Consider the following 22,368-nt stretch of genomic DNA (forward strand, 5'->3'; position numbering starts at 1 on the left):
CGCGTTCACCCCGGGCGCGATCCTCCGACAGGAGCCCCATGACGACCGCACCGGTCCGAGACCAGGACACCGCCACCCCGTCGAAGCCCAAAGCCGTCGTCCGTATCGGCGACCGGGTGTTCTCCACCGCCTCCGTCGTGGCGGGCAGTCTCATCCTCTTCGTCCTCGCGCTCGTGGCCGCGTTCCTCGTCTGGCAGAGCCTCCCGGCGTTCTCCGCGAAGGCGGGCGACCTGCCGAACGACGCGGCGAACTTCTGGGACTACGTCGGCCCGCTCGTCTTCGGCACGGTGTGGTCCGCGTTCCTGGCCCTCGTGATGGCCGTGCCGCTGTCGCTCGGCATCGCGCTCTTCATCTCGCACTACGCGCCGCGCCGTCTGGCGCCGGTGCTCGGGTACGTCATCGACCTGCTCGCCGCGGTCCCCTCGGTCGTCTACGGCCTCTGGGGCATCGTCGTGCTGGCTCGGTTCGTGCGCCCGTTCTACGAGTTCCTCAACGAACACTTCGGCTGGATCCCGCTGTTCTCCGGACAGGTCTCCGGCACGGGCCGCACCATCCTGACCGCCTCGATCGTCCTCGCGGTCATGGCCATCCCGATCATGACCGCGGTCATGCGCGAGATCTTCCTGCAGGCGCCGACCCTCAACGAGGAAGCGGCGCTGGCGCTCGGAGCGACGCGCTGGGAGATGATCCGGATGTCCGTCCTGCCGTTCGCCAAGTCCGGCATCGTGTCCGCGATCATGCTCGGCCTCGGACGCGCGCTCGGCGAGACGATGGCGATCGCACTGGTCCTGTCGGTGTCGACGAACATCACCTTCAACCTGATCGGATCGCTCAACCCGTCGACGATCGCGGCGAACATCGCCCTGCAGTTCGCCGAAGCCTCCGGGACGGCGCTGAACGCCCTGGTCGCCTCCGGCTTGATCCTCTTCGTCATCACCCTGGTCATCAACATGCTCGCGCGGTACATCGTCCGCAAGCGAGTCTCCTGACGGGAAAGGTCGCACACCCGATGTCCCTCGCACTCCGTCAGCCCGCCGGCAACGTCTTCGCCAACGGGAAGCTCCACAAGTCCGTCCCGTGGCTGCTCCTCGTCGGCAGCTGGGTCGCCCTCGGCCTGGTGTTCGCCTTGCTCGCCGCCAGCGGCGCCACGAAGGACTTCAACATCGTGGCCGCGGTCTTCCTCGGCACGGTCCTGTTCGACGTCCTCATCGTCGTCCTCTCCCGGATCGTCGAGGGTGGACGAAAGGCCGTGGACCGGCTCATCACCTCGCTCGTCGTCACCGCCTTCGTGATCGCCGTGCTGCCGCTGGTCTCCCTGCTCTACACGGTGCTCGCCAAGGGGCTGGCCCGCTTCGACGCCGAGTACTTCTCGTACTCGATGCGCGGCGTGATCTCCGAGGGTGGCGGCGCGGTCCACGCCCTCATCGGGACGCTCGAGATCACGCTCTTCGCGGCGCTCATCAGCGTCCCGATCGGCCTGCTCACCTCGATCTACCTCGTCGAGTACGGCAAGGGCGTCCTCGCCCGGGGCATCACGTTCTTCGTGGACGTGATGACCGGCATCCCCTCGATCGTCGCCGGTCTGTTCGCCTACTCGCTCTTCGCGCTGATCCTCGGCCCGGGCGCCCGCTTCGGCCTGGTCGGTTCCATCGCCCTCGCGGTGCTGATGATCCCGATCGTCGTGCGGTCCACCGAGGAGGTCCTGAAGATCGTCCCGATGGAACTCCGCGAGGCGTCCTACGCACTCGGCGTCCCGAAGTGGCTGACGATCGTGAAGGTCGTCCTCCCCACCAGCCTCGCCGGCATCACGACGGGCGTCATGCTCTCGATCGCCCGCGTCATCGGTGAGACCGCCCCGCTGCTCGTCACGGCCGGCTTCACGTCGAGCATGAACTACGACCTGTTCGGGGACCCGATGATGACGCTGCCGGTGTTCGCCTACACCCAGTACTCGCAGCAGGGCGCCAACCCGGTGCCGTTCGTCGACCGGGCCTGGACGGCAGCGCTGCTCCTCATCCTCATCGTGATGCTGCTCAACCTGCTGGCCCGCTTCATCACCCGCCTCTTCGCCCCGAAGCTCCCGCGCTAGCGCGGAAGCGATCCCGAGCACCCCTCCACCGACTTCCCGCCCCAGCGGTTCGACCACCCAACCCAGAAGGATCCACGTGTCCAAGCGCATCGAGGTCGACGGCCTCAACGTCTACTACTCGAAGTTCAAGGCCGTCGAGGGCGTCGACATGACGATCGAGCCCCGCACCGTCACCGCCTTCATCGGCCCGTCCGGCTGCGGCAAGTCGACCTTCCTCCGCACCCTCAACCGCATGCACGAGGTCATCCCCGGTGCGTACGTCGAGGGCTCGGTCAAGGTCGACGGTGACGACCTGTACGCCCCCGGCGTCGACCCGGTCATCGTCCGCCGCCAGGTCGGCATGGTCTTCCAGCGCCCGAACCCGTTCCCGACGATGTCGATCAAGGACAACGTGCTGGCCGGGGTCAAGCTCAACAACAAGCGCATCTCGCGGTCCGAGGCCGACGACATCGTCGAGCGCTCGCTCCAGGGTGCGAACCTGTGGAACGAGGTCAAGGACCGCCTCGAGAAGCCCGGCATGGGCCTGTCCGGTGGTCAGCAGCAGCGCCTCTGCATCGCCCGGGCGATCGCGGTGCAGCCGGACGTGCTGCTCATGGACGAGCCGTGCTCCGCGCTCGACCCGATCTCGACCCTCGCCATCGAGGACCTCATCGAGGAGCTGAAGAAGGAGTTCACGATCGTCATCGTGACCCACAACATGCAGCAGGCCTCGCGCGTCAGCGACAAGACCGCGTTCTTCAACATCGCGGGCACCGGTCAGCCGGGCCACCTCATCGAGTTCGACGACACCGCGACGATCTTCTCGAACCCGTCGGTGAAGTCGACCGAGGACTACGTCTCGGGTCGCTTCGGGTGATCGACCGCCGGTCGGTCCGCTGACCATCGGACGGGAGGCCCGGTGCACGTCCGCCACGGACGACACCGGGCCTCCCGTCGTTGCGCGGGACGCCCCGCACGAACGGAAGGCCCCCACCGGTCGGTGGGGGCCTTCCGTTCGTGCAGCCGGGACCGCGCGGGTCAGGCCTCGGAGGTGGGGACGGCCACGACGGGCTCGGATGTCGGCTGGTCCGACCCACCCGTCGGCTCGACCGTGATGCCGATCACGTCACCGGCACCCATCGTGCCGTGCAGGACCGCGGAGCGGACCCCACCGTCGACGTCGTTCATGAGCCCGGCGGCCGTGATGGTGCCGCCCGACTCCTCCGGGCTGATGTACCAGAGCTCGTACGTCTTGTCCTGGGGCGCCGCCTCGACGCCGTCGAGGATCACCGCGGAGCGACCGAGTTGACCGGACCACACGACGGTGGCCGTACCGCCGCCCTTGACCTTCGCGGTGCTGCGCTGGAAGTCCGGCGAAGCGTAGATCTGGTCGAGCCCCGTGGCGGCCTGCGTGGTCGCCGGGGTGTTGCTGCCGTCGTCGAGGGCGGTGCCGACGCCCAGCCCGACACCGAGGAAGACGACCGCGCCGGCGGCAGCGACGCTGAGCATCGCGGCGGGGCGCTGGAACCAGCGGGCGCGGGCGGTGGATGCGGCGCGACCAGAGTCGGAGGCGACGTCCGTGACGGGCGCGGGCCGGGCCTCCTGGACGGGTTCCGGACTCGCCTGCTCCGTGCCGTCGAGGGCGGGCAGCTGCGGGGTCGTGGCGATCTTCGCCATGAGCGCGCTCTTGAGCGAAGCGGACGGCTCGACCGGCGGCACCGCGTACGCGAGGGCCAGAGCGGTCTCACGCAGTGAGTCGGCCTCGACGCGGAGCTCGGAGGAGCCCTGCAGTGCCCGCTCGACCGCGGCACGTTCGTCGTCGTCGAGGGCGTCGAGCGCGTGCGAGCCGGTCATCAGCTCGGGGTCGTCGTGCTTGCTGGTCATGATGTCACCCCCATCTCGTCACGGAGTCGGATCATCCCGTCGCGGAGACGGGTCTTGACGGTGCCGATCGGCACCCCGAGCTTCTCAGCCATCTCGCTGTGCGAGAACCCGCCGTAGTAGGCGAGCTGCACGGCTTGGCGCTGGAACTCGGTGAGTCGGGACAGCGCCCGGCTGACGCGCTCGTGCTCGAGTCGGATCTCGACCGACTCGGAGACGGAGTCGAAGTCCGTCTCGAAGTCGCGGATGCCGATCTTGGTGTCGCGATCGCGGGAGGACTGCGATGCCCGCACCCGGTCGACCGCTCGCCGGTGCGCCATGGTGAGCACCCAGCTCGCGGCGCTGCCGCGGGCCTGGTCGAAGCGCGTCGCCTGCTGCCAGACCTCGAGGAAGACCTCCTGCGTGACCTCTTCCGACTGCGCACGGTCCTTGAGGAGCCGTGTCACGAGTCCGAGGACCCGCCCCGACAGCTCGTCGTACAGGTCGGAGAACGCAGCCTGGTCGCCGGTCGCGACCCGACTGAGCAGGTCGTCCGCCGACACCGGTTCCGGCGCCGCGGGAGTCCAACCATCCATGTCGCCTTCCACGAGAGTGAGCATTGCAGGTTTTCCTCCTCCCCGTGTGTACGGCGTCCTCCGCGCGCACTGGACAGAGCGCTCGGCGACGGCGATCGCGGTGGTCATCAGCTGGGTCCCGTTCGGATCGGGTCGCGGCAGCGGTCGCTGCGCGGGTGGTGCGGTGCCTGTGGCGAGGCCCCGTGCGACCCACAGGGAATTGACCCGGGAGCGGGCCCGGGTCGCACGGGGACCTCGTGCGACCGTCGTACGACGGTCACGCTGATGATTCGGCACCCTCGCGCTGTCGGATTGGGTGAGGATCGCTTCGGGTTCGCTCGGCGGGGGCGGGTGCACCCGTCGGCCGTTGCCCGGGCGCCGTGTCGCGGGCGGCACGGGCCGGGGCGGAACGAACCGGGGCGCGCCCGGTGCCGGATCTGTCCACCGAGAGTGAACACCTGGGCGCACACCCGGAGGTGTCTCGTACAATTGAACTCGCCGGGCCGCAGCAAGCCCCGGGCTCCAATATTCGCCGCTCCGAGCGGCCTCGCGCCGAGAGGCGCTTCTGCGGCCCGGTCTTCTCATGTCCGGAAGTGGATCCGGTCGCGTGGCGGCTGCGCGCCCGTGCTGCACGCCCGGCGGTCAGGTCCGCCCGTGCGGTCCTTCGCCGTTGCCGCCCGTGGCGTCCGGGCCTCCGGGCGTGCGGATCAGTCCAGGCTGTCGCGCCGCCAGAGCGCCGCCGCGGCGGACAGGTCCTCGGCGAGTTCGGCGAGTCGGTACGCCCGGGTCGTCAGGGCCGACGCCCGCTCCGCCGCCGTCAGGTCCGCGTCGTCCGCCACCGACGTCGCCCCCGCCGCGGTGAGCCGGGCGAACGCTGCGCCGCGCTCCAGCGCCACCGCGAAGTCCCCCGTGTAGAGGCCGTGCAGGATCCGGTCGGACAGGGTGAGGATCTCGGCCGGTCCCGTCGGTTCCTCCGCGCCCGCGACGGCCTGGTCGATCGTGCCGATGAGCTGCGTGCCCCGCTCGAAGAGGTACGCGATCTCCTCCGGGTTCTGCCGGATGACCGTCCGCACCAGGTAGATGCGCCACAGGGCTCCCGGCAGGGTGTGCGCTCCGACGCGGGCCCAGAGCTCCGCGATCGCGTCGATGCCGTGCACGTCGGTGTAGGTGACCAACCGCTCCACGACCGCCGGATCCGGGTCCTCCCGCACACGGTGCAGCAGTGCGTTCGCCGTGTCATGGGCGACGCGGTTCACCAGCGCCGGGTCCTCACCGCCCTGGATGGCGGCGAACTCGGCATCGGTGAACTGGACAGGACGGTGGTGTTCGCGAGGCACCGCGACAGTGTAGGCGCTGCTCTCCCGATACCCTTGTCGACGAGGGCCTCTAGCTCAGTTGGTAGAGCACCGGACTTTTAATCCGAGGGTCGTGGGTTCGAGCCCCACGGGGCCCACTTCCTCATACAAGATGACGGGTTTTCGGATTCAGTGCTGACCTTCGTAGGATCAGTCCATGCGCGATCGCCCAGCGGGCCGGATCGGTTCGCTCGACGGCCTGCGTGGTGTCGCTGCGGCCGTCGTCCTGGTCCACCACTCCCTGTTGACGATCCCGTCGTTCGCGAACGGGAACCTCCACCTCCCCGTGCCGGAGAGCCGCTCGTGGCTCGTGTACACGCCACTCCACCTGTTCTGGGCCGGAGGCGAGGCGGTCTTCGTCTTCTTCGTGTTGAGCGGTTTCGTGCTCACGCTCCCGGCGCTGCGCCGCACGCAGGACTGGGTGGCGTACTTCCCCGCGCGCCTGGTGAGGCTCTACGTGCCCGTCGTTGCGTCGGTGGCCGTCGCGCTCGTCCTCTTCCTGCTCGTCCCACGCACTCCGGACGCGGGCGAGTCCGCGTGGGTCGCCCGCCATGCGCAGTCGCTCAGTCTCGAAGGGCTCGTCGGTGACCTGACGCTGCTCGCCCCCACCCGGATGAACAGCCCGCTCTGGTCGCTCACCTGGGAGGTGGGATTCTCACTCCTCCTGCCGCTGTTCGTCTCGATCGCCGCCGTCACGCGTCGGTACTGGTGGATCACCGCGATCATCGCCGCGCTCCTGTCGACCGCTGGCCATCCGCTCCGCGTGCAGTGGCTCACGTACCTGTCGATGTTCCTGGTCGGGTCGGCCCTCGCCGCCGGCTGGGAGCGGATCCCGCAGGTCCGGCGTCCGCTCGGCTGGTTGCTCTTCCTCGCGAGCCTGCTCGGCCTCACCTGTGCGTGGTGGTACCCGCGGGAGGCACCCGGTGCGGTCTTCGGGTCGACGGTGATCCTGCTCTCGGCCGCCGTGTTGGTCGTGCTGGCCGGCAAGTGGCTGCCTGCGGAGCGGGTGTTGCTCGGCTCGCTCCCGCGGACGCTCGGACGCATCTCCTTCAGCCTCTACCTCATCCACGAACCGATCGCGGTCAGCATCGCGGAGCTGGTCCCGGTCGAGTACCCGTGGATCACACCGATCCTGACGATCCCGCTCGCGCTCGTCGCGGCGGTGTTCTTCGCTCGGTTCGTCGAGCTCCCCGCCCATCGGCTCGCCAAGAGGGTGTCCCGCCGGATCTCCGGTCCCGACCGGACGCGGCGGGGGCGGCGAGCCGCCGAGGTGACCGGCTAGGACCGACACCTCCCCGGTCAGTTCCGTTCCGTAAGATCCAGACGTGTCCAGGCGAAGCAACGGTGACGTGGTCGTCGACGCCACTGCAGGCGCTGGGCGCAGCCGACGGCGGACCATCCCACTGGTGTTGACCGCGCTCGGCGTCGTCGCGTTCCTCGTGCTGGTGCCGTCCAACTCAGAGGCCTGTCTGCCGGTGGAGACGCCCGCCACCGAGCAGGCTCAGCGGGCGGTGGCGCCGGGTTCCCGCGTCCTGGTCATCGGCGACTCGTACACGGCTGGGCGCGGGTCCTCCGACGGGCGGACCGGATGGGCGCAGATGCTGTCGGCCCGCAACGGCTGGGACAGCACGCTCGACGGACGACCCGGCACCGGGTACGCCAACCCGGGCGCATCGGGCTCCGAGCAGAACACCTACCTGCCACGGGTCATCGCCCACGCCGACGAGGACCCGGACCTGGTGATCGTGCAGGGCAGCCAGAACGACTGGACGGTGGGTGAGACCGCGCTCCGCCGACGTGTCGAGCAGACGCTCCGTCAGGCCGTGCGTCAGTGGCCACGGGCGTTGGTCGTCGCCATCGGTCCGTCGGCACCGCAGCCACGTGCCGCGACCACCGGCACGATCGACGCTGCGGTCGGTGCCGGTGCGGGATCGGTCGGTGTGCCCTACATCGATGCCGACGAGGAACAGTGGTTCACGTCGGTCAACAGCCACGAGTACGCGGCCGCCGACGGCGAACACCTCGACGACGACGGACACCGGTACCTCGCACGTCGGATCGACGCCGCGCTCCGTGCGCTCGGGACGACCGCCCCGGACTGCCGCGCCCGGTGACCACGGCCGACCAGACGGCGACACGACGACCGTCCCGGGGGCGTGGACCGAGGTCGCCGGACCCCGCCCGGCGCTACGCCGAGCGGACAGGACTCTCGTTGTGGGGGTACCCCGACGCCTCCGCCATGTGATGTGGTGCTGACATGCCCAGCCCCACCATGGACTCCGCACAGCACGACGACGTCTCCACCCGCCTGCAGATCGTCGATGCGATGATCCGCGTGCTCCACGAACTGCCCCTGCACGAGGTCACCCCCGCTCGCGTCGCCGACGAGGCGACCATGAGCGTCGAGTCGATGACCGTCTCGTTCCCGAGTTGGGACGGCCTCCTCCTCGCGAGCATCGACCGATGGAACGACCAGCGCACGACGCCCCTCATGCCGATCGCCGCGGACTTCGGCACCATCCGGTTCCTCCGCGCCATCGTCATGAAGAACATCGAGGACCCGTCGCTCATGCGGTTCCTCACCGCGACGCTGAACATCGCCGCAGCCCCGAAGCACCCGCTCGCACCGATGCTCCACAGCCGCTGGCGTCGTTTCCACGGCTTCGTGCAGCAGTCGCTCGTGCAGGACATCGCGGCCGGCCGTGAACCGCACACCATGGAGCCTGCCCGCGGCGCCGAGCAGTTGCTCGCCACGTACGAGGGCCTGCAGCTGCAGTCGATGGTCCGCCCGGAGATGGACCTGCTCGAGTCGTTCGACCGTGCCGTCACGCGCCTGCGCGAGGGCTGGTCCCGCGCCTACGTCCCGCCGGTGTGGGACCTCACCCGAGCGAGCTGACCCCGGGGTACAAGTCACCCCCAGGTGTTCCTTGGCCACTGCTCTGTCCACATCAGTGGCCCGCTCAGCAGTCTGTTGGATTCGCCCGGATATGGTCGTTCCTGGTTCCGCTCACCGCGGGACGCCAGCACTGAACGAACCACACCGAACGGGGTACATCGTGATCGAGCCCATCGACGCCACGCAGACCAGCTCCACCGGTGACGCGCGCCGCCTCGTGGAGCTCGCCGCCGCCACCGGGACGACCATGAGCGACGAGCTCCTGCTCGACACCCTCCGCCGCAACGCCAAGGTCAGCATCCGGCACATCCGCAATGACTTCGCAGAAGTCGCGACCGGCACTGCCGTGCTCGGGTACGTCTGCCGTCAGCGCAAGGACTTCCTGGCGCTGCGTGGTGACGATCCCGCGTGGGCGCAGGAGATCGGTCGCTACCCGAGCGAGTCCCTGGCGGTCGAAGCCCTGCGGATGCGCCGGGCCTGACCCGGCCGCCGGGCCTGACCCGGCCACGCCTGAGACCGGCGACCGGCGACCGGTGTCACCAGTCACCGCCAGCGCCAGCGCCACCACCGGAGAGACCGGGTCGACTCAGGCGTGGAGCGGGTCAGGACCAGACGCGCCGGATCCCCCACGAGCCGGTCCAGGTCTCGTCGGCATCGAGCCACCGGAGGCCCTCGCCGGAGTTGAGCGCGTCCGCGGGCGCGGTCATCGGTTCCACCGCCACCGCGAGCCCCTTCCCGTCGCCGCGGGGGAACTCGCGGGAGGTGAAGACCTGCACGTACGGGAACGACCCGTCCTGCCACAACTCGACGCCGTCCCCCTCGGGGCCGTGCAGTGACGTCCGCCGGATGCCGGCTTCGTCCGGCTGCACGTCGGTGTAGGCGGTGTCGAGGTCCGAGTCCCCGGCCCGGCGCCCCTGACGGAGGTCGACGTCCGTGCCCTCGACCGGCCGGGTGCCGTTCGGGATCTTCCGCTCGTCCACGGTGAACGCGGTCGCCGCGTCGAGCTGGACGACCAGGTCCTCCGGCGGGGTGTCGCCCGCACGCAGGTAGGGGTGCGCCCCGACCGCGAACGGCGCCGGGCGACCCGACCGGTTCGTGATGGTGTGGGTGATCCGGATGCCGTCCTCGACGAGTTCGTGGTGCACGCGGGTCTCGAGGGTGAACGGCCAGCCGTGCTGCGGGTGGATCGTGGCCTGCTGCGCGATCGACGACTCGGTCTGGTCCACCACCCGGTACGGCGCGAAGCGGAGCAACCCGTGCGAGGCGTTGCCGTACTTCGGCTCCGAGATGTCGAGCTGCTGCGCCTTCCCGTCGAGCTGCCACACACCACCGGCCACGCGGTTCGGCCACGGCACGAGCACGATGCCGTTCGCACCTGCGGGCGCCTCGCTCGCCGGGAACGGCTCGGTCAGGTCGAAGCCCGCGACCCGGAGTTCGCGGATGCCGGCGGCCACCTCGGTGACGACGGCCTCGACGACACCGTCGGGTCCGGCGTACCGCAGGTGGTACTGGCCGCCGGTGGGTGCCGCTGCGCTGGCCGCTGTGCTCATGGTGTCTGCTTCCTCTCCGATGCGCGGGTCGTGCCCGCTGGTGCATCCGCGACGACGACGTGGACCCCGGCGGCCCGGATCGGGTCGACCGCGTCCGCGCTGACGCCCGCGGTGACGACGACGTCGACGTCCTCCAGCGTGCTCACCACGCCGATGTCGGCCCGGCCGAACTTCGACCCGTCCGCGACCACGACGGTACGCCTGCCCGCCGCTGCGAGGACCCGCTTCGCCTCGGTCTCGGGCAGGTTCACGTTGGTCAGGCCGTGCTCGACGTCGAGTCCCGTCCCGCCCAGGAACACCAGGTCCGCCGACAGCATCGGCAGCACGGTCGCGTTGAACGGTGCGACGAGCGAGTGCTGGAGCGGGCGCAGTGTCCCGCCGGTGACGACGACGGTGACGCGCGGCACCGCCCGTTCGAGCGCGAGTGCGGTGGTGAGTGAGTTCGTGACGACGGTGACGTCGACCAGGTCCTCGCGGGCGACGAGCGCCTCGGCGACGGCCGCTGGCGTGGTGCCGACGTCGATGACGATGCACTGCCCGGAGCGGACGAGGTCCGCCGCGGCCCGGCCGATCGCGGCCTTGGCGGTGCTGTTCTCGACGGCGGTCTCCTCGAGCGGGCGCTCGCGCGACCCGGCCCCGAGGCGGACGGCACCACCGTGCACCCGTCGGATCCGGGCCTCCCGGTCCAGGGCGGCCAGGTCCTGGCGGACCGTCACCTCGCTCGTGCCGACGGCCGCGGCCAGTGCTGCGGTCCGGACCATGCCGGGGGCGCCGTCCAGGAGCGCGACGATGCGGTCCTGGCGCAGCAGCGCTGGCAGGACGGAAGGCTCGTCAGACGTCACACCACGAGTTTCGTCTGCTTCCACTTGCTTTCGCAACCCTTCGACTCGGAGTACAGTGAAGCGGTGATCACGAAACGTGCGACGACGCTCGCGGACGGCCGCGACCTCTTCTACTTCGACGATGCGGATTCCACCCTCCCCGCCGAGCGGAGCATCGACCAGCGCGTCCTCGACCCCCGTCCCGAGACAGCGCGGATGCGCCAGGACGTCCTGACGGGCGAGTGGGTGTCCATCGCCGCCGCCCGGCAGAACCGGGTCTTCCTGCCGCCCGCCGACCAGGACCCGCTTGCGCCGCAGACCGCCGCGAACCCGTCCGAGATCCCGAGCCGCTACGACGTCGCCGTTTTCGAGAACCGTTCGCCGTCGTTCGGTCCGGTGCTCGAGGCCGACGACGCCCCGTCCTCGCTCGAGTCCCTGTCCGAGGTCGGCCTGAACCGGGAGCTCCGGAGCGTCGGGCGCTGCGAGGTCGTCTGCTTCTCCCCCGAGACGAGCGGCTCCTTCGCGTCGATCTCCGGATCGCGCGCCCGCACGGTGGTCGAGGCGTGGGCGGACCGCACCGCGGCACTCTCCGCGATGCCCGGGATCCAGCAGGTGTTCCCGTTCGAGAACCGCGGTGAGGCCATCGGCGTCACACTGCACCACCCGCACGGGCAGATCTACGCCTACCCGTACATCACCCCGCGCACCCAGCGGTTGCTCGCGTCGATCGAGCGCTTCGGGCCGGACCTGTTCGAGCAGCACCTCGCGAACGAGCGGGCGTCGGACCGGGTGGTCCTCGCCGGCGAGCACTTCACCGCCTTCGTGCCGTTCGCCGCGCGCTGGCCGATCGAGATCCACATGCTCCCGCACCGCCACGTGCCGGACTTCGCCGGGCTCACCGACGCCGAGAAGGACGAACTTGCACACATGCACCTGCGGCTCACCCGCGGCCTCGACGCGCTCTACGGCGACCCGACGCCCTACATCGCCGCCTGGCACCAGGCGCCGGTGCACACCGCGCGCGACACCGTCCGGCTGATGCTGCAGATCACCTCGCCGCGACGGGCGGCGGACAAGTTGAAGTTCCTGGCCGGCAGTGAGGCCGCGATGGGCGCCTGGATCGGGGACCTCGTGCCCGAGAAGGCGGCCGAGTTCATCCGAGGAGGGATCGAACGAGCATGACGTTCCAACAGGTGTTCGGGTACGAGCCGACGGTGCGGTACTCCGCGCCCGGCCGAGTGAACCTGATCGGTGAGCACACCGACTACAACGACGGGTACGTGCTGCCCTTCGCGATCGACCGCCGGACCACGGCGGACATCGCCCGGCGCGAGGACCGCGTCATCCGCGTGGCCTCGGCGTTCGACCAGGAGGGCGGCGCCGTCTCGCTGTCCCTCGATGACCTCGCTCCCGACGCCATGGACGGCTGGTCGGCGTACGTCTTCGGCATCGCCTGGGCGTTGCGTGAGCAGGCCGGTGCGGACCTGTCGGACAAGACCGGCTTCGACGTCTTCATCGACTCGGACGTCCCGGTCGGCGCGGGCCTGTCCTCGAGCGCGGCGATCGAGTGTGGTGTCGCGCTCGCGTTCGACGACCTGTGGGAGCTCGGGCTCGACCGCAAGACGCTGGCCCGCGTCGGCCAGTACTCCGAGAACCACGCCGTCGGCGCCCCGACCGGGATCATGGACCAGTCCGCGTCACTCCTCGGCGAGCAGGACGCGGTCGTCTTCCTCGACTGCCGCACGCTCGACACCGCCGTCGTCGACCTGGCGCTCGAGGCGAACGGGCTCGAGGTCCTCGTCATCGACACGCGCGTCGAGCACGCCCACGCGACCGGTGGGTACAAGGCCCGCCGTGACTCGTGCGAGCGGGGGGCCGAGGTGCTCGGTGTGCCCGCGCTCCGTGACGTGTCGGTCGCGGACCTGCCACGCGCGCAGGAGCTGCTCGACGACGAGACGTTCCGCCGCGTCCGGCACATCGTGACCGAGGACCAGCGCGTCCTCGACACCGTGCGCACGCTCCGTGAGCAGGGTCCGCGTGCGATCGGTGACCTGCTCGTCGCCTCGCACGCGTCGATGCGCGACGACTTCGAGATCTCGGTGCCGGAGCTCGACCTGGCGGTCGAGACCGCGATGGCGCACGGTGCTGTCGGTGCGCGCATGACCGGTGGCGGCTTCGGCGGTGCCGCGATCGCGCTGGTCGACCGGGAGGCGCGTAGCGCGATCACCGACGCGGTCACGTCCGCCTTCGCGGCGGCCCGGTACCGCGAGCCGACCGTCTTCACGGTGCACGCCGCGCAGGGCGCCCGGCGCGACTGACGCGCAGCCCGGCAAGCCGGGCACGCCGAGCCCGAGCAGGGCGACTCGGACGCGCGCGGTCAGCCCTCGTGGCTCGGGTACTCCACCGTGCTCGACACGTCGCCGAGCATGAACGGGTGCAGGACCCCGTGGTCCACCGCCCAGAACGCCCACTCGTACTGCACGAGGAACAACACCCACACCAGGACCGTCACCCCGACGACGCCCGCGAGTCCGAGTGCGATCACGCGGTCCTGGTCCCAGCGCCGAGCACCTCTGCGTGCGACCCCGACGAGGAACCCCGCGAGGGCGGAGCCGACCGTGAGCAGGGTCCACCCGAGCCACGGACGCGCCTGGAACGCCACCGAGCCGAGTGACACGGCGTCCGTGCTGCCGGGCAGGGGCGGCTCCGCCGACCAGTTCTGCGCGAGCACCTGCAGGAACAGGCAGATCAGCGTGATCCAGACGAGCTTGCGGCTGTCGCGGGTGAACAGTGACTCCCCGGTGGCCCCACGCACGGACCTCACCGCGTCTCGTGTCCCGTCGTCACGGTGACGCCACCCCACGGGAAGCCGTGTGGTTCGAGGACCTGCCGGTTGATCTGGTCCATCACGACGTGGCCCTGCCACACCGTGTAGACGAGCGTCCCGACGACCGCGCAGACGACGACCGCCGCGTACGCACCCCACCGGACGAGTTCGCCGAGCCCGGGGCGCCCGTACCGTGCGAGCGTCGGCGGCGCGACGATCCCGACGACGACCACGAGCAGCAGGACCGCGAGGGCAGCCGGCGCCGGGTGCCCGACGACGTCCACGGTCGGCGGAGCTGCGGTCACGGGGTTGCCGGCGCCGTCGATCCAGTTGCCGGCTGCGTCCGTCCCGCCGTGACCGGCAGAGGCGCTCCAGAGGGTGGTCTGCGACGTCAGCACGGCGACGATGCCGATCAGCACGAGCCCCCGGGCGCGCGGCCGGAACCGGCGCCCTCCGGGCACCGTCACCGGAGCGGTCAGGACCGACTGCGTCTCCCCCATGGGGTGACCGTAGCACCGCGGGAGGCGCGTGGCTGCGGTGATCCGCGCCTCCAGTCCGGGTGACGGGACACGCTCGCTTCCGCCGACCAGCCCGGCGGGAGACGCGCCGCGGCGCTCAGCGCAGGTGGCGCTCCGCGGCCTCGACCACGTTCTTCATGAGCATCGCCCGGGTCATCGGGCCGACACCGCCCGGCGTGGGCGACAGGAAGCCGGCGACCTGCGCGACCGACGGGTCGACGTCGCCGCGGAGCTTCGCCTTCCCGGTGGTCTCGTCGATGATGCGGCTGATGCCCACGTCGATCACCGCCGCACCGGGCTTGACCCAGTCCGGCTGCACGAGCCCGGCGACGCCGGCGGCCGCGACGACGATGTCGGCGCGACGGCACTCGGCGGCGACGTCCTCGGTGAGCGAGTGCGTCAGCGTGGCCGTCGCCTCGAGGCGGGTGAGCAGCAGGCCGAGCGGACGCCCGACCGTCAGGCCCTGCCCGATGATCGTGACGTGCTTGCCGCGGATCGGGACCTCGTACGCCTCGAGCATCGCGACGATGCCCCGCGGGGTGCACGGCAGCGGGGCGTCGATCGTGCCGGCACCGCCCGGCACGGCGAGCACGAGTTCACCGAGGTTCGTCGGGTGCAGGCCGTCAGCGTCCTTCGCCGGGTTCATGAGCTCGAGCATCGGGATCGGGTCGATGCCCTGCGGCAACGGGAGTTGCACGATGAACGCGGTGACCCGGGGGTCGTCGTTCATCTGCAGGATCGCGCCCCGGATGTCCGCAGCGCTGGCGGTCTCCGGCAGGTCGATGCGGACCGAGTCGAGCCCGATCTGCGCCGAGTCCTTGTGCTTGCCGGCGACGTACGACACCGAGCCCGGGTTCTGGCCGACCATGATCGTGCCGAGCCCGGGGCGGAACCCGTGGTCGTGCAGGCGGTCGATGCGGACCTTCAGGTCGTCGAGCGTGCGGGCGGCGAGGGCGGTGCCGTCGATGCGGACGGCACTGCCCTCGCCGGCCCAGCGCTCGCGGGGAAGCGCGTCGCTCACGCGTAGAGCGGGAACGCGTCGGTGAGGGCCTTCACCCGGGCCGAGAGCGCCGCGACGTCGGGGTTCGGCATGAGCGTCAGCGCGATGATGTCCGCGACCTCGGTGAACTCCGCGTCCCCGAAGCCGCGGGTCGCGAGCGCCGACGTGCCGATGCGGACGCCCGAGGTCACCATCGGCGGGCGCGGGTCGAACGGCACGCTGTTGCGGTTCACGGTGATGCCGACCTCGTGCAGGAGGTCCTCGGCCTGCTTGCCGTCGACCTCGGACTCGCGGAGGTCCACGAGCACCAGGTGCACGTCGGTGCCGCCGGTGAGGACGTCGATGCCGGCGGCCTTCGCGTCGGGCTGGGTGAGGCGCGACGCGAGGGCCTTCGCCCCGCGGAGCGTGCGCTCCTGGCGGTCCTTGAACTCGGGCGTCGCGGCGAGCAGGAACGCGGTGGCCTTGGCGGCGATCACGTGCATGAGCGGGCCGCCCTGCTGCCCGGGGAACACGGCCGAGTTGAGCTTCTTGAAGAGCGACTCGTCGTTGGACAGGATGATGCCCGAGCGGGGACCGGCGAGCGTCTTGTGCACCGTCGAGGAGACGACGTGGGCGTGCGGGAGGGGCGACGGGTGCAGGCCCGCGGCGACGAGCCCGGCGAAGTGCGCCATGTCCACCCAGAGCGTCGCGCCGACCTCGTCCGCGATCTCACGGAACTTCGCGAAGTCGAGCTGTCGGGGGTACGCCGACCAGCCGGCGATGAGGACCTTCGGCTGGTGCTCGATCGCCTTCGCGCGGATGTCGTCGTAGTCGACCTCGAACGTCTCCGGGTCGACGCCGTAGGACACGGCGTTGTAGATCCGGCCGGAGAAGTTGAGCTTCATGCCGTGGGTCAGGTGGCCGCCGTGGGCGAGCTCGAGGCCCAGGATGGTGTCACCGGCGGAGGCGATGGCGTGCAGGACCGCGGCGTTCGCGCTGGCGCCGGAGTGCGGCTGCACGTTCGCGTACGCGGCGCCGAAGAGGGCCTTCGCACGGTCGATGGCGAGCTGCTCGGCGACGTCGACGAACTCGCAGCCGCCGTAGTAGCGCTTGCCCGGGTAACCCTCGGCGTACTTGTTCGTGAGCACCGAGCCCTGCGACTCGAGGACCGCGCGCGGCACGAAGTTCTCCGACGCGATCATCTCGAGGGTGTCGCGCTGACGGCCGAGCTCCTGCTGGAGGACGGCCGCGATCTCCGGGTCGACCTCGGCGAGCGGGGCGTTGAAGGTGGTCCGGGCTGCGTCGGCGGACGCGGCGACGGGGGTGAGATCGGTGATGGACACGGGACTCCTCGTTGTCTGGCCGCGCCGAGCGACGCGACACCGCCGTGCAGGGACGCACGACGGGGTGGACGGGTGGGCGCGGCCCAGGCGTACGGCTGCGCTCCGTGTCAGGTGTCGCTCCCCGATGGTGACCCATCCAACGCCAGTCGCGACCGTTCGATCGTACCGAGGCCACCGGTTCGTGTCACCCTTGTCTGCATGACCATGCTGAGTCCGGACGTCGACGAGCGCACCTCGGTGCGGGCCGACGTCCCGTGGACCACGGTGGTGTGGGACGACCCGGTGAACCTGATGTCGTACGTCACCTACGTCTTCGAGTCGTACTTCGGGTTCCCCCGGGCGAAGGCCGAGCGCCTCATGCACCAGGTCGACTCCGACGGTCGGGCGGTCGTCGCGACCGGGCACCGCGAGGAGATGGAGCGCCACGTGGAGGCCATGCACGGGTACGGCCTGCAGGCGACCGTCGACCGGGCCCCGGCCGCGTGATCCCCTTCGTCCGTCGCGCCGACGGGGTGCACCTCGGTCTGGCCTCCGGCGAGCGCGCCGTCCTCACCTCGCTGGTCGAGCAGCTGCGCCAGGTCCTCGACCACGACCTGGTGACAGACCCGGTGGCGGCCCGGATGTTCCCGGACGCGTACCCGGAGGACGACGAGGCGAGCGCCGAGTTCCGCCGCTACACGCAGGATGACCTGCGGACGGCGAAGTCGTCGAACGCGACCGTGGTCCACGAGTGGCTCACCGGCACGCGGGAGGGCGCGCTGACCCGCGCGGACGAGCAGGCCTGGCTCCGGTCGCTGACCGACCTGCGGCTCACCATCGCGGACCGCCTGGGCATCGTCGATCGCGAGACGGCCGACAACGGGCTGGACGGCGACGACGGCAGCGTCGGCCTGCGGGACGTCTACGACTGGCTCGGGTACGTGCAGGAGCACCTCGTCGTCACGATCTCGTCCCGCTGACGACCGGGAGGCCCGTCACACCGCCGCCACGTGCCTCCCGTCCCGCGCGGACGCGCTCACGCCCCCGGTACCCTGATCCGGTGACGACCCCGACGCCCGAGACCCCCACGCACTGGACCCTCACGCTGGTCTGCGACGACCAGCCCGGCATCGTGCACGCCGTCTCCGGAGCCGTCGTCGCCGCCGAGGGCAACATCACCGAGTCGCAGCAGTTCTCCAGCGCCGACACGGACACGTTCTTCATGCGCCTGCAGGTGATGGCCCCGGTCGACCGCCAGACGTTCCAGGAGGCCCTGGCACCGGTCGTCGAGCGCTACGGCATGCGGGTGCAGCTCGACGTGGTCGGCCGGCCGATGCGCACCCTCGTCCTCGTGTCCAAGGCCGGACACTGCCTCAACGACCTGCTGTACCGGCAGCGCGGCGGGCAGCTCCCGATCGACGTGCCGCTCGTGCTGTCGAACCACACCGACCTCGCCGAGCTGGCGTCGTTCTACTCGGTGCCGTTCGAGCACCGCCCGGTCACCGACGCCGAGTCGAAGGCCGCGATGGAGCGCCGGATCCTCGAGGCGGTCGAGGAGCACGACATCGAGCTCGTCGTCCTCGCCCGGTACATGCAGATCCTCTCCCCCGAGCTCTGCGCCGCCCTGGCCGGGCGCGCGGTGAACATCCACCACTCGTTCCTGCCCGGCTTCAAGGGCGCCAACCCGTACCGGCAGGCGCACGCCCGCGGGGTGAAGCTCATCGGGGCCACGGCGCACTTCGTCACGAGCGACCTGGACGAGGGCCCGATCATCGAGCAGAACGTCGTGCGGGTCGACCACACCAAGGAACCGGCCGAGCTCGTGTCGATCGGACAGGACGAGGAGTCCCGCACCCTCACCCAGGCCGTCCGGTGGATCGCCGAGGACCGCGTGCTCCTCGACGGCGCCCGGACGATCATCTTCAAGTAGGTCAGACGATGCGCGACGCACCCCGCAGTCCGGTCGACCCCGGCGACGACCACGTGCCGGCGACGCCGGCGGCCCCGCGGCGACGGGTCGACACCTGGAGCGTCCTCCGCGTCGTGGTCCGCGCCTTCGGCCTGCTCTCCCTGGCGTACTGGGGCTACCTGGCGTGGCCGTACCCGTTCCCGGCGGTGTTCTTCATCGTCGGCGCCCCGCTCTTCGCGGCCGTCGTCTGGTACCTCTTCCGTTCGCCGCGCTCCCCGATCGAGACCGACGTGGTCGGCAAGTCCGTCGTCGAGACCGCCCTGGTCGTCGCCGCGGGCGCGACCTGGGTCTCGCTCGGGCACCCGCTCGTCGGACTCGTGTTCGTCGTGGTCGCCGCCGTGAGCGGCGTCGTCGCGTTCCGCAGGGAGACCGCATGAGCACCACGGGCCTCCAGGACCGCGATCGCGCCTCCGGCCTGGAGGCCCGCACCACCCTGGTCCGGGCCGCCCGCCTGGTCGACGTGGCCGGGTCCGTCGCGGACGGGTGGGTGCTCGTCGGCGGCGACACGATCCTCCAGGTCGGGTCCGGGGCAGCACCCGCGGCGGACGAGGTCGTCGACCTCGGCGACGCGACCCTGACGCCCGGCTCCATCGACCTGCACGGACACGGCGGCGCGACCGAGGCGTACGAGGACGACTCCTTCGCCCAGGCCCTGGCCATGCACCGGGCGCACGGCACGACCCGGTCGGTGCTGTCGCTCGTCGCGAACCCCGTCCCCGCACTCGTCGCATCGCTGGCGCAGGTGCGTGCCGTCATGGCGACGGACCCGCTCGTGCTCGGCGTCCACCTGGAGGGGCCGTTCCTCTCGCCGCACAACAAGGGCGCCCACAACGAGGACCACCTCATCGCACCGACCCCGGCCGACGTCGACACCCTGCTCGAGGCCGGCGAGGGCGTCCTCCGACAGATCACCATCGCGCCCGAACTGCCCGGGGCGCTCGACGCCGTCCGTCGGTTCGCCGCCGCTGGTGTGACCGTCGCCGTCGGGCACACCGTCGGGACGGTCGACCAGACGCGGGCCGCGTTCGATGCCGGCGCGACCGTCCTGACGCACGCGTTCAACGCCATGCCCGGCCTGCACCACCGAGCGCCCGGGCCGATCGGGGCGGCGGTGTCGGACGACCGGGTCACGCTCGAGCTCATCCTGGACGCGGTCCACGTGCACCCGCTCGTGGCCGAGACGCTGTTCCGCGCTGCCCCGGGTCGGGTCGCACTCATCACCGACGCGATGGGGGCCGCGGGAGCTGCCGACGGCGACTACCGCCTCGGGTCGCTCGACGTCACCGTGACGGACGGGGTCGCGCGCGTCGCCGGGACGGACACCATCGCCGGGTCGACCCTGACGCAGGACGTCGCACTCCGGAACGCCGTGACCCTCGCCGGGCGGTCGCTGCCCCAGGCCGTGGCGGCGCTCACGAGCATCCCGGCCGCGGCGCTCAGGCTCGGGGACCGCCTCGGTCGCCTCGCTCCGGGCTCCGCGGCGGACCTCGTGGCGCTGTCGCCGGCGCTCGAGGTGCGGCGGGTGTGGGGCGGCGGACGCGAGCTGCGCTGACGGCTGGCGGCTGGCGGCTGGCGGCTGGCGGCTGGCGCGGACGCTACCGCCGCGCCGCGGTCCTCGCCGTCATGCCCACGGAGAGCAGCGGAAGAGCTCGTGCCGTCGCGGACCCCGGTTCGACCCCGTAGACGACGAGATGCAGGCCCGGCGCGCCCTGGACGGCGAAGGAGTGCGCGTCGAACTCCAACCGTCCGACCTCGTCGTGCAGGAACTGCTTGACGGTCGCCGTCTTGCGCTGGACGCGCTGCGCTCGCCACCGCTCCTCGAACTCCGGACTCCGCTCGCCCACCGACTCCACCACGCTCAGCAGCCGGGGGTCGGCCTCGAAACCCGTCGTCGCTGCCCGGAGGCTGGCCACGGTCGAATCGGCGGTGCGTGCCCAGTCGACGTGGAAGCGCCGGGCCACCGGCTCGAGGAAGGTCATCCGGACCAGGTTGTCGAACTCGCCGAAGGGCGCGTACACCGCGCGGGCGAGCGCGTTCGCGGCGAGGACGTCGTGGGCCGGGTTGATCACGAACGCGGGCTGCGCCGACCAGGAATCCAGGAGTTGCGCGAGCGCCGGTGTCACGGACGTCGCCGCAGCGTGCACCCGTGGCGGCGCGGTCAGCCCGGCCAGGGTGAACAGGTGGTCGCGCTCGTCCCCCTCGAGCTCCAGCCCGGTCGCGATGCCCTCGAGCACCGCCACGCCCGGGCTGAGCTCGCGTCCCTGCTCGAGACGCGTGTAGTAGTCGACGCTGAGGCCGCCCAGCACGGCCACCTCCTCGCGCCGGAGCCCCGCAACACGGCGGACGCCGCCACCGGGCAACCCGAGCGCCTCCGGGGAGAGGCGCCCACGGACGGCGCGGAGGTAGGCGGCGAGGCTGCGGTCGTGATCGGGCGGAGACACACCTCCACGGTAGGCGCAGATCGTGGCGCCTCCCTGGCCCTCGCGCACCCCGGGACGATGCGACCTGGGTCCGGGTCCGCGCCGGCTCCAAGGTGGTGGACATGAACGAGGACACGACCACCACCACACATCCGTACGTCGGGCTCTGGGTCACATCGGACGGCCGGATCCGCCACGAACTCCGCGCCGACGGGCGGTACGTCGAGGCCCGCGGCGACCGGGAAGCGGCGTACGTCGGGCGCTACGAAGTCTCCGGCGGCCACGTCGAGTACGTCGACGACACCGGTTTCACCGCGGATGGCGACTTCCGTGACGACGTCCTGCACCACGCCGGCATGGTGCTGCACCGCCGAAGGGTCGTCCTGGTCACCGGTGCCTCGAGCGGTATCGGGCGGGCCACGGCGCTCCGCCTCGCCGCCGCCGGGCACCCCGTCGTGCTGGGCGCCCGACGGACCGATCGCCTCGACGCCCTCGTGGCCGAGATCGAGGCTGCCGGAGGGCAGGCGCTCGCGGTACCCCTCGACGTGACCGACGCAGCCTCGGCCCGCCACTTCGCCGAGGCCGCACTCGCGCGGTTCGGACGCATCGACGTGCTGGTCGCCAACGCCGGAGTCATGCCCCTGTCCCCACTGGCAGCGGGTCTGGTCGACGAGTGGGACCGCATGATCGACGTCAACGTGCGCGGTCTCCTGCACAGCATCGCCGCGACCCTGCCCACCATGCTCGCCCAGGGCACCGGTCACGTCGTCACGATCGCGTCCGTCGGGGCATTCGAGGTCTCGCCGACGGCAGCCGTCTACTGCGGCACCAAGTACGCGGCCCGAGCCATCACGGAGGGACTCCGCCAGGAGTCCCCGCGCTCCGTCCGCGTGACCACCGTCTCCCCCGGCGTGACGGACTCGGAACTCGCCTCCACGATCACCGACGCATCGGCCGCCGCCGCGATGGTGGCGTACCGCGCAGAGTCCGTCCCGGCCGACGCGATCGCTCGTGCGGTGGCCTACGCCGTGGACGAGCGCCCCGATGTCGACGTGAACGAGATCGTCGTGCGTCCGGTGGGGCAACGCTGAGTTCCCTGTCCGGGCACGTGATCGGGAAGCGGCTCCGTGACGGCCCGTGACACTCGGTGACGGAGCGTGACGTCCGAGCACACCCGCCCCGACCTCGCTGCATAGGCTCCCTGCACC

At 71.1% G+C, this 22,368-nt stretch carries 25 protein-coding genes, 1 tRNA gene and 1 riboswitch; of the genes, 16 read left to right on the forward strand and 10 right to left on the reverse strand.

From position 1 onward, the window contains the following. The first annotated feature begins 38 nt into the window (after positions 1-38). From pstC to pstB, 3 genes are all read left to right on the forward strand, one after another. Positions 39-989, forward strand: a complete 951-nt coding sequence (gene pstC, locus DEI83_RS00540) for a phosphate ABC transporter permease subunit PstC (RefSeq protein ID WP_111079884.1) — start codon at positions 39-41, stop codon at positions 987-989. 20 nt (positions 990-1,009) lie between these two features. Beyond that, the gene (gene pstA, locus DEI83_RS00545; protein WP_111079885.1) at positions 1,010-2,089 is read left to right on the forward strand and encodes a phosphate ABC transporter permease PstA; all 1,080 of its coding nucleotides are present in this window, start codon (positions 1,010-1,012) and stop codon (positions 2,087-2,089) included. Between the two features lie 76 nt (positions 2,090-2,165). Continuing rightward, complete coding sequence (gene pstB / locus DEI83_RS00550; RefSeq protein ID WP_111052332.1) at positions 2,166-2,945, forward strand: phosphate ABC transporter ATP-binding protein PstB; 780 nt, start codon at positions 2,166-2,168, stop codon at positions 2,943-2,945. Between the two features lie 161 nt (positions 2,946-3,106). On the opposite strand, the gene DEI83_RS00555 is transcribed toward pstB, so the two are convergent. The 3 genes from DEI83_RS00555 to DEI83_RS00565 all read right to left on the reverse strand — a co-directional run bounded on the left by DEI83_RS00555 (position 3,107) and on the right by DEI83_RS00565 (position 5,840). After that, positions 3,107-3,952, reverse strand: coding sequence for an anti-sigma factor domain-containing protein (locus tag DEI83_RS00555; RefSeq protein WP_111079886.1), 846 nt, complete (start codon positions 3,950-3,952; stop codon positions 3,107-3,109). Beyond that, a complete protein-coding gene (sigK, locus tag DEI83_RS00560; RefSeq protein WP_111079887.1) occupies positions 3,949-4,548 on the reverse strand; it encodes an ECF RNA polymerase sigma factor SigK in 600 nt (199 codons plus the stop codon). Before sigK ends, DEI83_RS00555 begins: the two co-directional genes overlap by 4 nt. A gap of 662 nt (positions 4,549-5,210) precedes the next feature. Continuing rightward, positions 5,211-5,840 carry a DNA-directed RNA polymerase subunit beta gene (locus tag DEI83_RS00565; protein WP_111079888.1) on the reverse strand — a complete coding sequence of 210 codons (630 nt, stop codon included), beginning with the start codon at positions 5,838-5,840 and terminating at the stop codon, positions 5,211-5,213. Between the two features lie 43 nt (positions 5,841-5,883). Between DEI83_RS00565 and DEI83_RS00570 the strand changes: the two genes are divergently transcribed. From DEI83_RS00570 to DEI83_RS00590, 5 genes are all read left to right on the forward strand, one after another. Further along, a tRNA-Lys gene (locus DEI83_RS00570) sits at positions 5,884-5,956 on the forward strand. Between the two features lie 59 nt (positions 5,957-6,015). Continuing rightward, a complete protein-coding gene (locus tag DEI83_RS00575; RefSeq protein WP_111079889.1) occupies positions 6,016-7,140 on the forward strand; it encodes an acyltransferase in 1,125 nt (374 codons plus the stop codon). Between the two features lie 43 nt (positions 7,141-7,183). Beyond that, complete coding sequence (locus DEI83_RS00580; protein ID WP_111079890.1) at positions 7,184-7,972, forward strand: SGNH/GDSL hydrolase family protein; 789 nt, start codon at positions 7,184-7,186, stop codon at positions 7,970-7,972. 143 nt (positions 7,973-8,115) lie between these two features. Further along, positions 8,116-8,754, forward strand: a complete 639-nt coding sequence (locus DEI83_RS00585) for a TetR/AcrR family transcriptional regulator (protein WP_146243200.1) — start codon at positions 8,116-8,118, stop codon at positions 8,752-8,754. A 160-nt stretch (positions 8,755-8,914) separates the two neighbouring features. After that, positions 8,915-9,235, forward strand: a complete 321-nt coding sequence (locus DEI83_RS00590) for a hypothetical protein (RefSeq protein WP_111079892.1) — start codon at positions 8,915-8,917, stop codon at positions 9,233-9,235. A 121-nt stretch (positions 9,236-9,356) separates the two neighbouring features. Here the strand turns inward: DEI83_RS00590 and DEI83_RS00595 are convergent, their stop codons facing one another. Both DEI83_RS00595 and DEI83_RS00600 read right to left on the reverse strand, forming a co-directional pair. Next, positions 9,357-10,304: an aldose 1-epimerase family protein gene (locus DEI83_RS00595; protein ID WP_111079893.1), complete on the reverse strand. Its 948-nt coding sequence runs from the start codon at positions 10,302-10,304 to the stop codon at positions 9,357-9,359. Continuing rightward, the gene (locus DEI83_RS00600) at positions 10,301-11,146 is read right to left on the reverse strand and encodes a DeoR/GlpR family DNA-binding transcription regulator (protein WP_111079894.1); all 846 of its coding nucleotides are present in this window, start codon (positions 11,144-11,146) and stop codon (positions 10,301-10,303) included. Before DEI83_RS00600 ends, DEI83_RS00595 begins: the two co-directional genes overlap by 4 nt. 63 nt (positions 11,147-11,209) lie before the next feature. Between DEI83_RS00600 and galT the strand changes: the two genes are divergently transcribed. Then, entirely contained in the window at positions 11,210-12,307 is a 1,098-nt protein-coding gene (gene galT, locus DEI83_RS00605; protein WP_181431015.1) for a galactose-1-phosphate uridylyltransferase, read from the forward strand. After that, on the forward strand, positions 12,304-13,443 hold the full coding sequence (gene galK, locus DEI83_RS00610) for a galactokinase (protein ID WP_111079896.1): 1,140 nt from the start codon (positions 12,304-12,306) through the stop codon (positions 13,441-13,443). The genes galT and galK overlap by 4 nt, the downstream gene beginning before the upstream one ends. Before the next feature lie 59 nt (positions 13,444-13,502). Here galK and DEI83_RS00615 read toward each other — a convergent pair whose 3' ends face one another. From DEI83_RS00615 to glyA, 4 genes are all read right to left on the reverse strand, one after another. Beyond that, the gene (locus DEI83_RS00615; protein ID WP_146243201.1) at positions 13,503-13,940 is read right to left on the reverse strand and encodes a hypothetical protein; all 438 of its coding nucleotides are present in this window, start codon (positions 13,938-13,940) and stop codon (positions 13,503-13,505) included. 5 nt (positions 13,941-13,945) lie between these two features. Further along, on the reverse strand, positions 13,946-14,452 hold the full coding sequence (locus DEI83_RS00620; RefSeq protein WP_111079898.1) for a hypothetical protein: 507 nt from the start codon (positions 14,450-14,452) through the stop codon (positions 13,946-13,948). 115 nt (positions 14,453-14,567) lie between these two features. Beyond that, entirely contained in the window at positions 14,568-15,491 is a 924-nt protein-coding gene (locus DEI83_RS00625; protein WP_111079899.1) for a tetrahydrofolate dehydrogenase/cyclohydrolase catalytic domain-containing protein, read from the reverse strand. Next, positions 15,488-16,792 carry a serine hydroxymethyltransferase gene (gene glyA / locus DEI83_RS00630; protein WP_309146577.1) on the reverse strand — a complete coding sequence of 435 codons (1,305 nt, stop codon included), beginning with the start codon at positions 16,790-16,792 and terminating at the stop codon, positions 15,488-15,490. The genes DEI83_RS00625 and glyA overlap by 4 nt, the downstream gene beginning before the upstream one ends. 74 nt (positions 16,793-16,866) lie before the next feature. Further along, a riboswitch (ZMP/ZTP riboswitch) is annotated at positions 16,867-16,952 on the reverse strand. A gap of 38 nt (positions 16,953-16,990) precedes the next feature. Here glyA and clpS point away from each other — a divergent pair. The 5 genes from clpS to nagA all read left to right on the forward strand — a co-directional run bounded on the left by clpS (position 16,991) and on the right by nagA (position 20,292). Beyond that, complete coding sequence (gene clpS / locus DEI83_RS00635) at positions 16,991-17,278, forward strand: ATP-dependent Clp protease adapter ClpS (RefSeq protein ID WP_111052343.1); 288 nt, start codon at positions 16,991-16,993, stop codon at positions 17,276-17,278. Then, positions 17,275-17,751, forward strand: coding sequence for a DUF2017 family protein (locus DEI83_RS00640; protein WP_111079900.1), 477 nt, complete (start codon positions 17,275-17,277; stop codon positions 17,749-17,751). The genes clpS and DEI83_RS00640 overlap by 4 nt, the downstream gene beginning before the upstream one ends. A gap of 80 nt (positions 17,752-17,831) precedes the next feature. Next, positions 17,832-18,701 carry a formyltetrahydrofolate deformylase gene (gene purU, locus DEI83_RS00645; RefSeq protein WP_111079901.1) on the forward strand — a complete coding sequence of 290 codons (870 nt, stop codon included), beginning with the start codon at positions 17,832-17,834 and terminating at the stop codon, positions 18,699-18,701. Between the two features lie 8 nt (positions 18,702-18,709). Beyond that, positions 18,710-19,117, forward strand: a complete 408-nt coding sequence (locus DEI83_RS00650; protein ID WP_111079902.1) for a YrdB family protein — start codon at positions 18,710-18,712, stop codon at positions 19,115-19,117. Further along, the gene (nagA, locus tag DEI83_RS00655) at positions 19,114-20,292 is read left to right on the forward strand and encodes an N-acetylglucosamine-6-phosphate deacetylase (protein WP_111079903.1); all 1,179 of its coding nucleotides are present in this window, start codon (positions 19,114-19,116) and stop codon (positions 20,290-20,292) included. The genes DEI83_RS00650 and nagA overlap by 4 nt, the downstream gene beginning before the upstream one ends. Positions 20,293-20,335: 43 nt before the next feature. Here nagA and DEI83_RS00660 read toward each other — a convergent pair whose 3' ends face one another. Beyond that, positions 20,336-21,181 (reverse strand): helix-turn-helix transcriptional regulator, encoded by an 846-nt coding sequence (locus DEI83_RS00660; protein WP_111079904.1) that lies wholly within the window; start codon positions 21,179-21,181, stop codon positions 20,336-20,338. A gap of 101 nt (positions 21,182-21,282) precedes the next feature. Here DEI83_RS00660 and DEI83_RS00665 point away from each other — a divergent pair, with 101 nt between their 5' ends. Next, entirely contained in the window at positions 21,283-22,251 is a 969-nt protein-coding gene (locus DEI83_RS00665; protein WP_111079905.1) for an SDR family NAD(P)-dependent oxidoreductase, read from the forward strand. The last annotated feature ends 117 nt before the right edge of the window (positions 22,252-22,368 follow it).

The sequence above is a fragment of the Curtobacterium sp. MCBD17_021 genome (genome assembly GCF_003234525.1).
GTDB lineage: Bacteria > Actinomycetota > Actinomycetes > Actinomycetales > Microbacteriaceae > Curtobacterium.

What these genes read in the sequence shown, in the direction of transcription:
- clpS (WP_111052343.1), top strand. Translation starts at nt 16,991, where the DNA reads ATGACCATGCTGAGTCCGGACGTCGACGAGCGCACCTCGGTGCGGGCC.
- DEI83_RS00585 (WP_146243200.1), top strand. Translation starts at nt 8,116, where the DNA reads ATGCCCAGCCCCACCATGGACTCCGCACAGCACGACGACGTCTCCACC.
- DEI83_RS00650 (WP_111079902.1), top strand. Translation starts at nt 18,710, where the DNA reads ATGCGCGACGCACCCCGCAGTCCGGTCGACCCCGGCGACGACCACGTG.
- DEI83_RS00620 (WP_111079898.1), bottom strand. Translation starts at nt 14,452, where the DNA reads ATGGGGGAGACGCAGTCGGTCCTGACCGCTCCGGTGACGGTGCCCGGA.
- nagA (WP_111079903.1), top strand. Translation starts at nt 19,114, where the DNA reads ATGAGCACCACGGGCCTCCAGGACCGCGATCGCGCCTCCGGCCTGGAG.
- DEI83_RS00555 (WP_111079886.1), bottom strand. Translation starts at nt 3,952, where the DNA reads ATGACCAGCAAGCACGACGACCCCGAGCTGATGACCGGCTCGCACGCG.
- DEI83_RS00665 (WP_111079905.1), top strand. Translation starts at nt 21,283, where the DNA reads ATGAACGAGGACACGACCACCACCACACATCCGTACGTCGGGCTCTGG.
- sigK (WP_111079887.1), bottom strand. Translation starts at nt 4,548, where the DNA reads ATGCTCACTCTCGTGGAAGGCGACATGGATGGTTGGACTCCCGCGGCG.
- galK (WP_111079896.1), top strand. Translation starts at nt 12,304, where the DNA reads ATGACGTTCCAACAGGTGTTCGGGTACGAGCCGACGGTGCGGTACTCC.
- DEI83_RS00595 (WP_111079893.1), bottom strand. Translation starts at nt 10,304, where the DNA reads ATGAGCACAGCGGCCAGCGCAGCGGCACCCACCGGCGGCCAGTACCAC.
- DEI83_RS00575 (WP_111079889.1), top strand. Translation starts at nt 6,016, where the DNA reads ATGCGCGATCGCCCAGCGGGCCGGATCGGTTCGCTCGACGGCCTGCGT.
- pstC (WP_111079884.1), top strand. Translation starts at nt 39, where the DNA reads ATGACGACCGCACCGGTCCGAGACCAGGACACCGCCACCCCGTCGAAG.
- pstA (WP_111079885.1), top strand. Translation starts at nt 1,010, where the DNA reads ATGTCCCTCGCACTCCGTCAGCCCGCCGGCAACGTCTTCGCCAACGGG.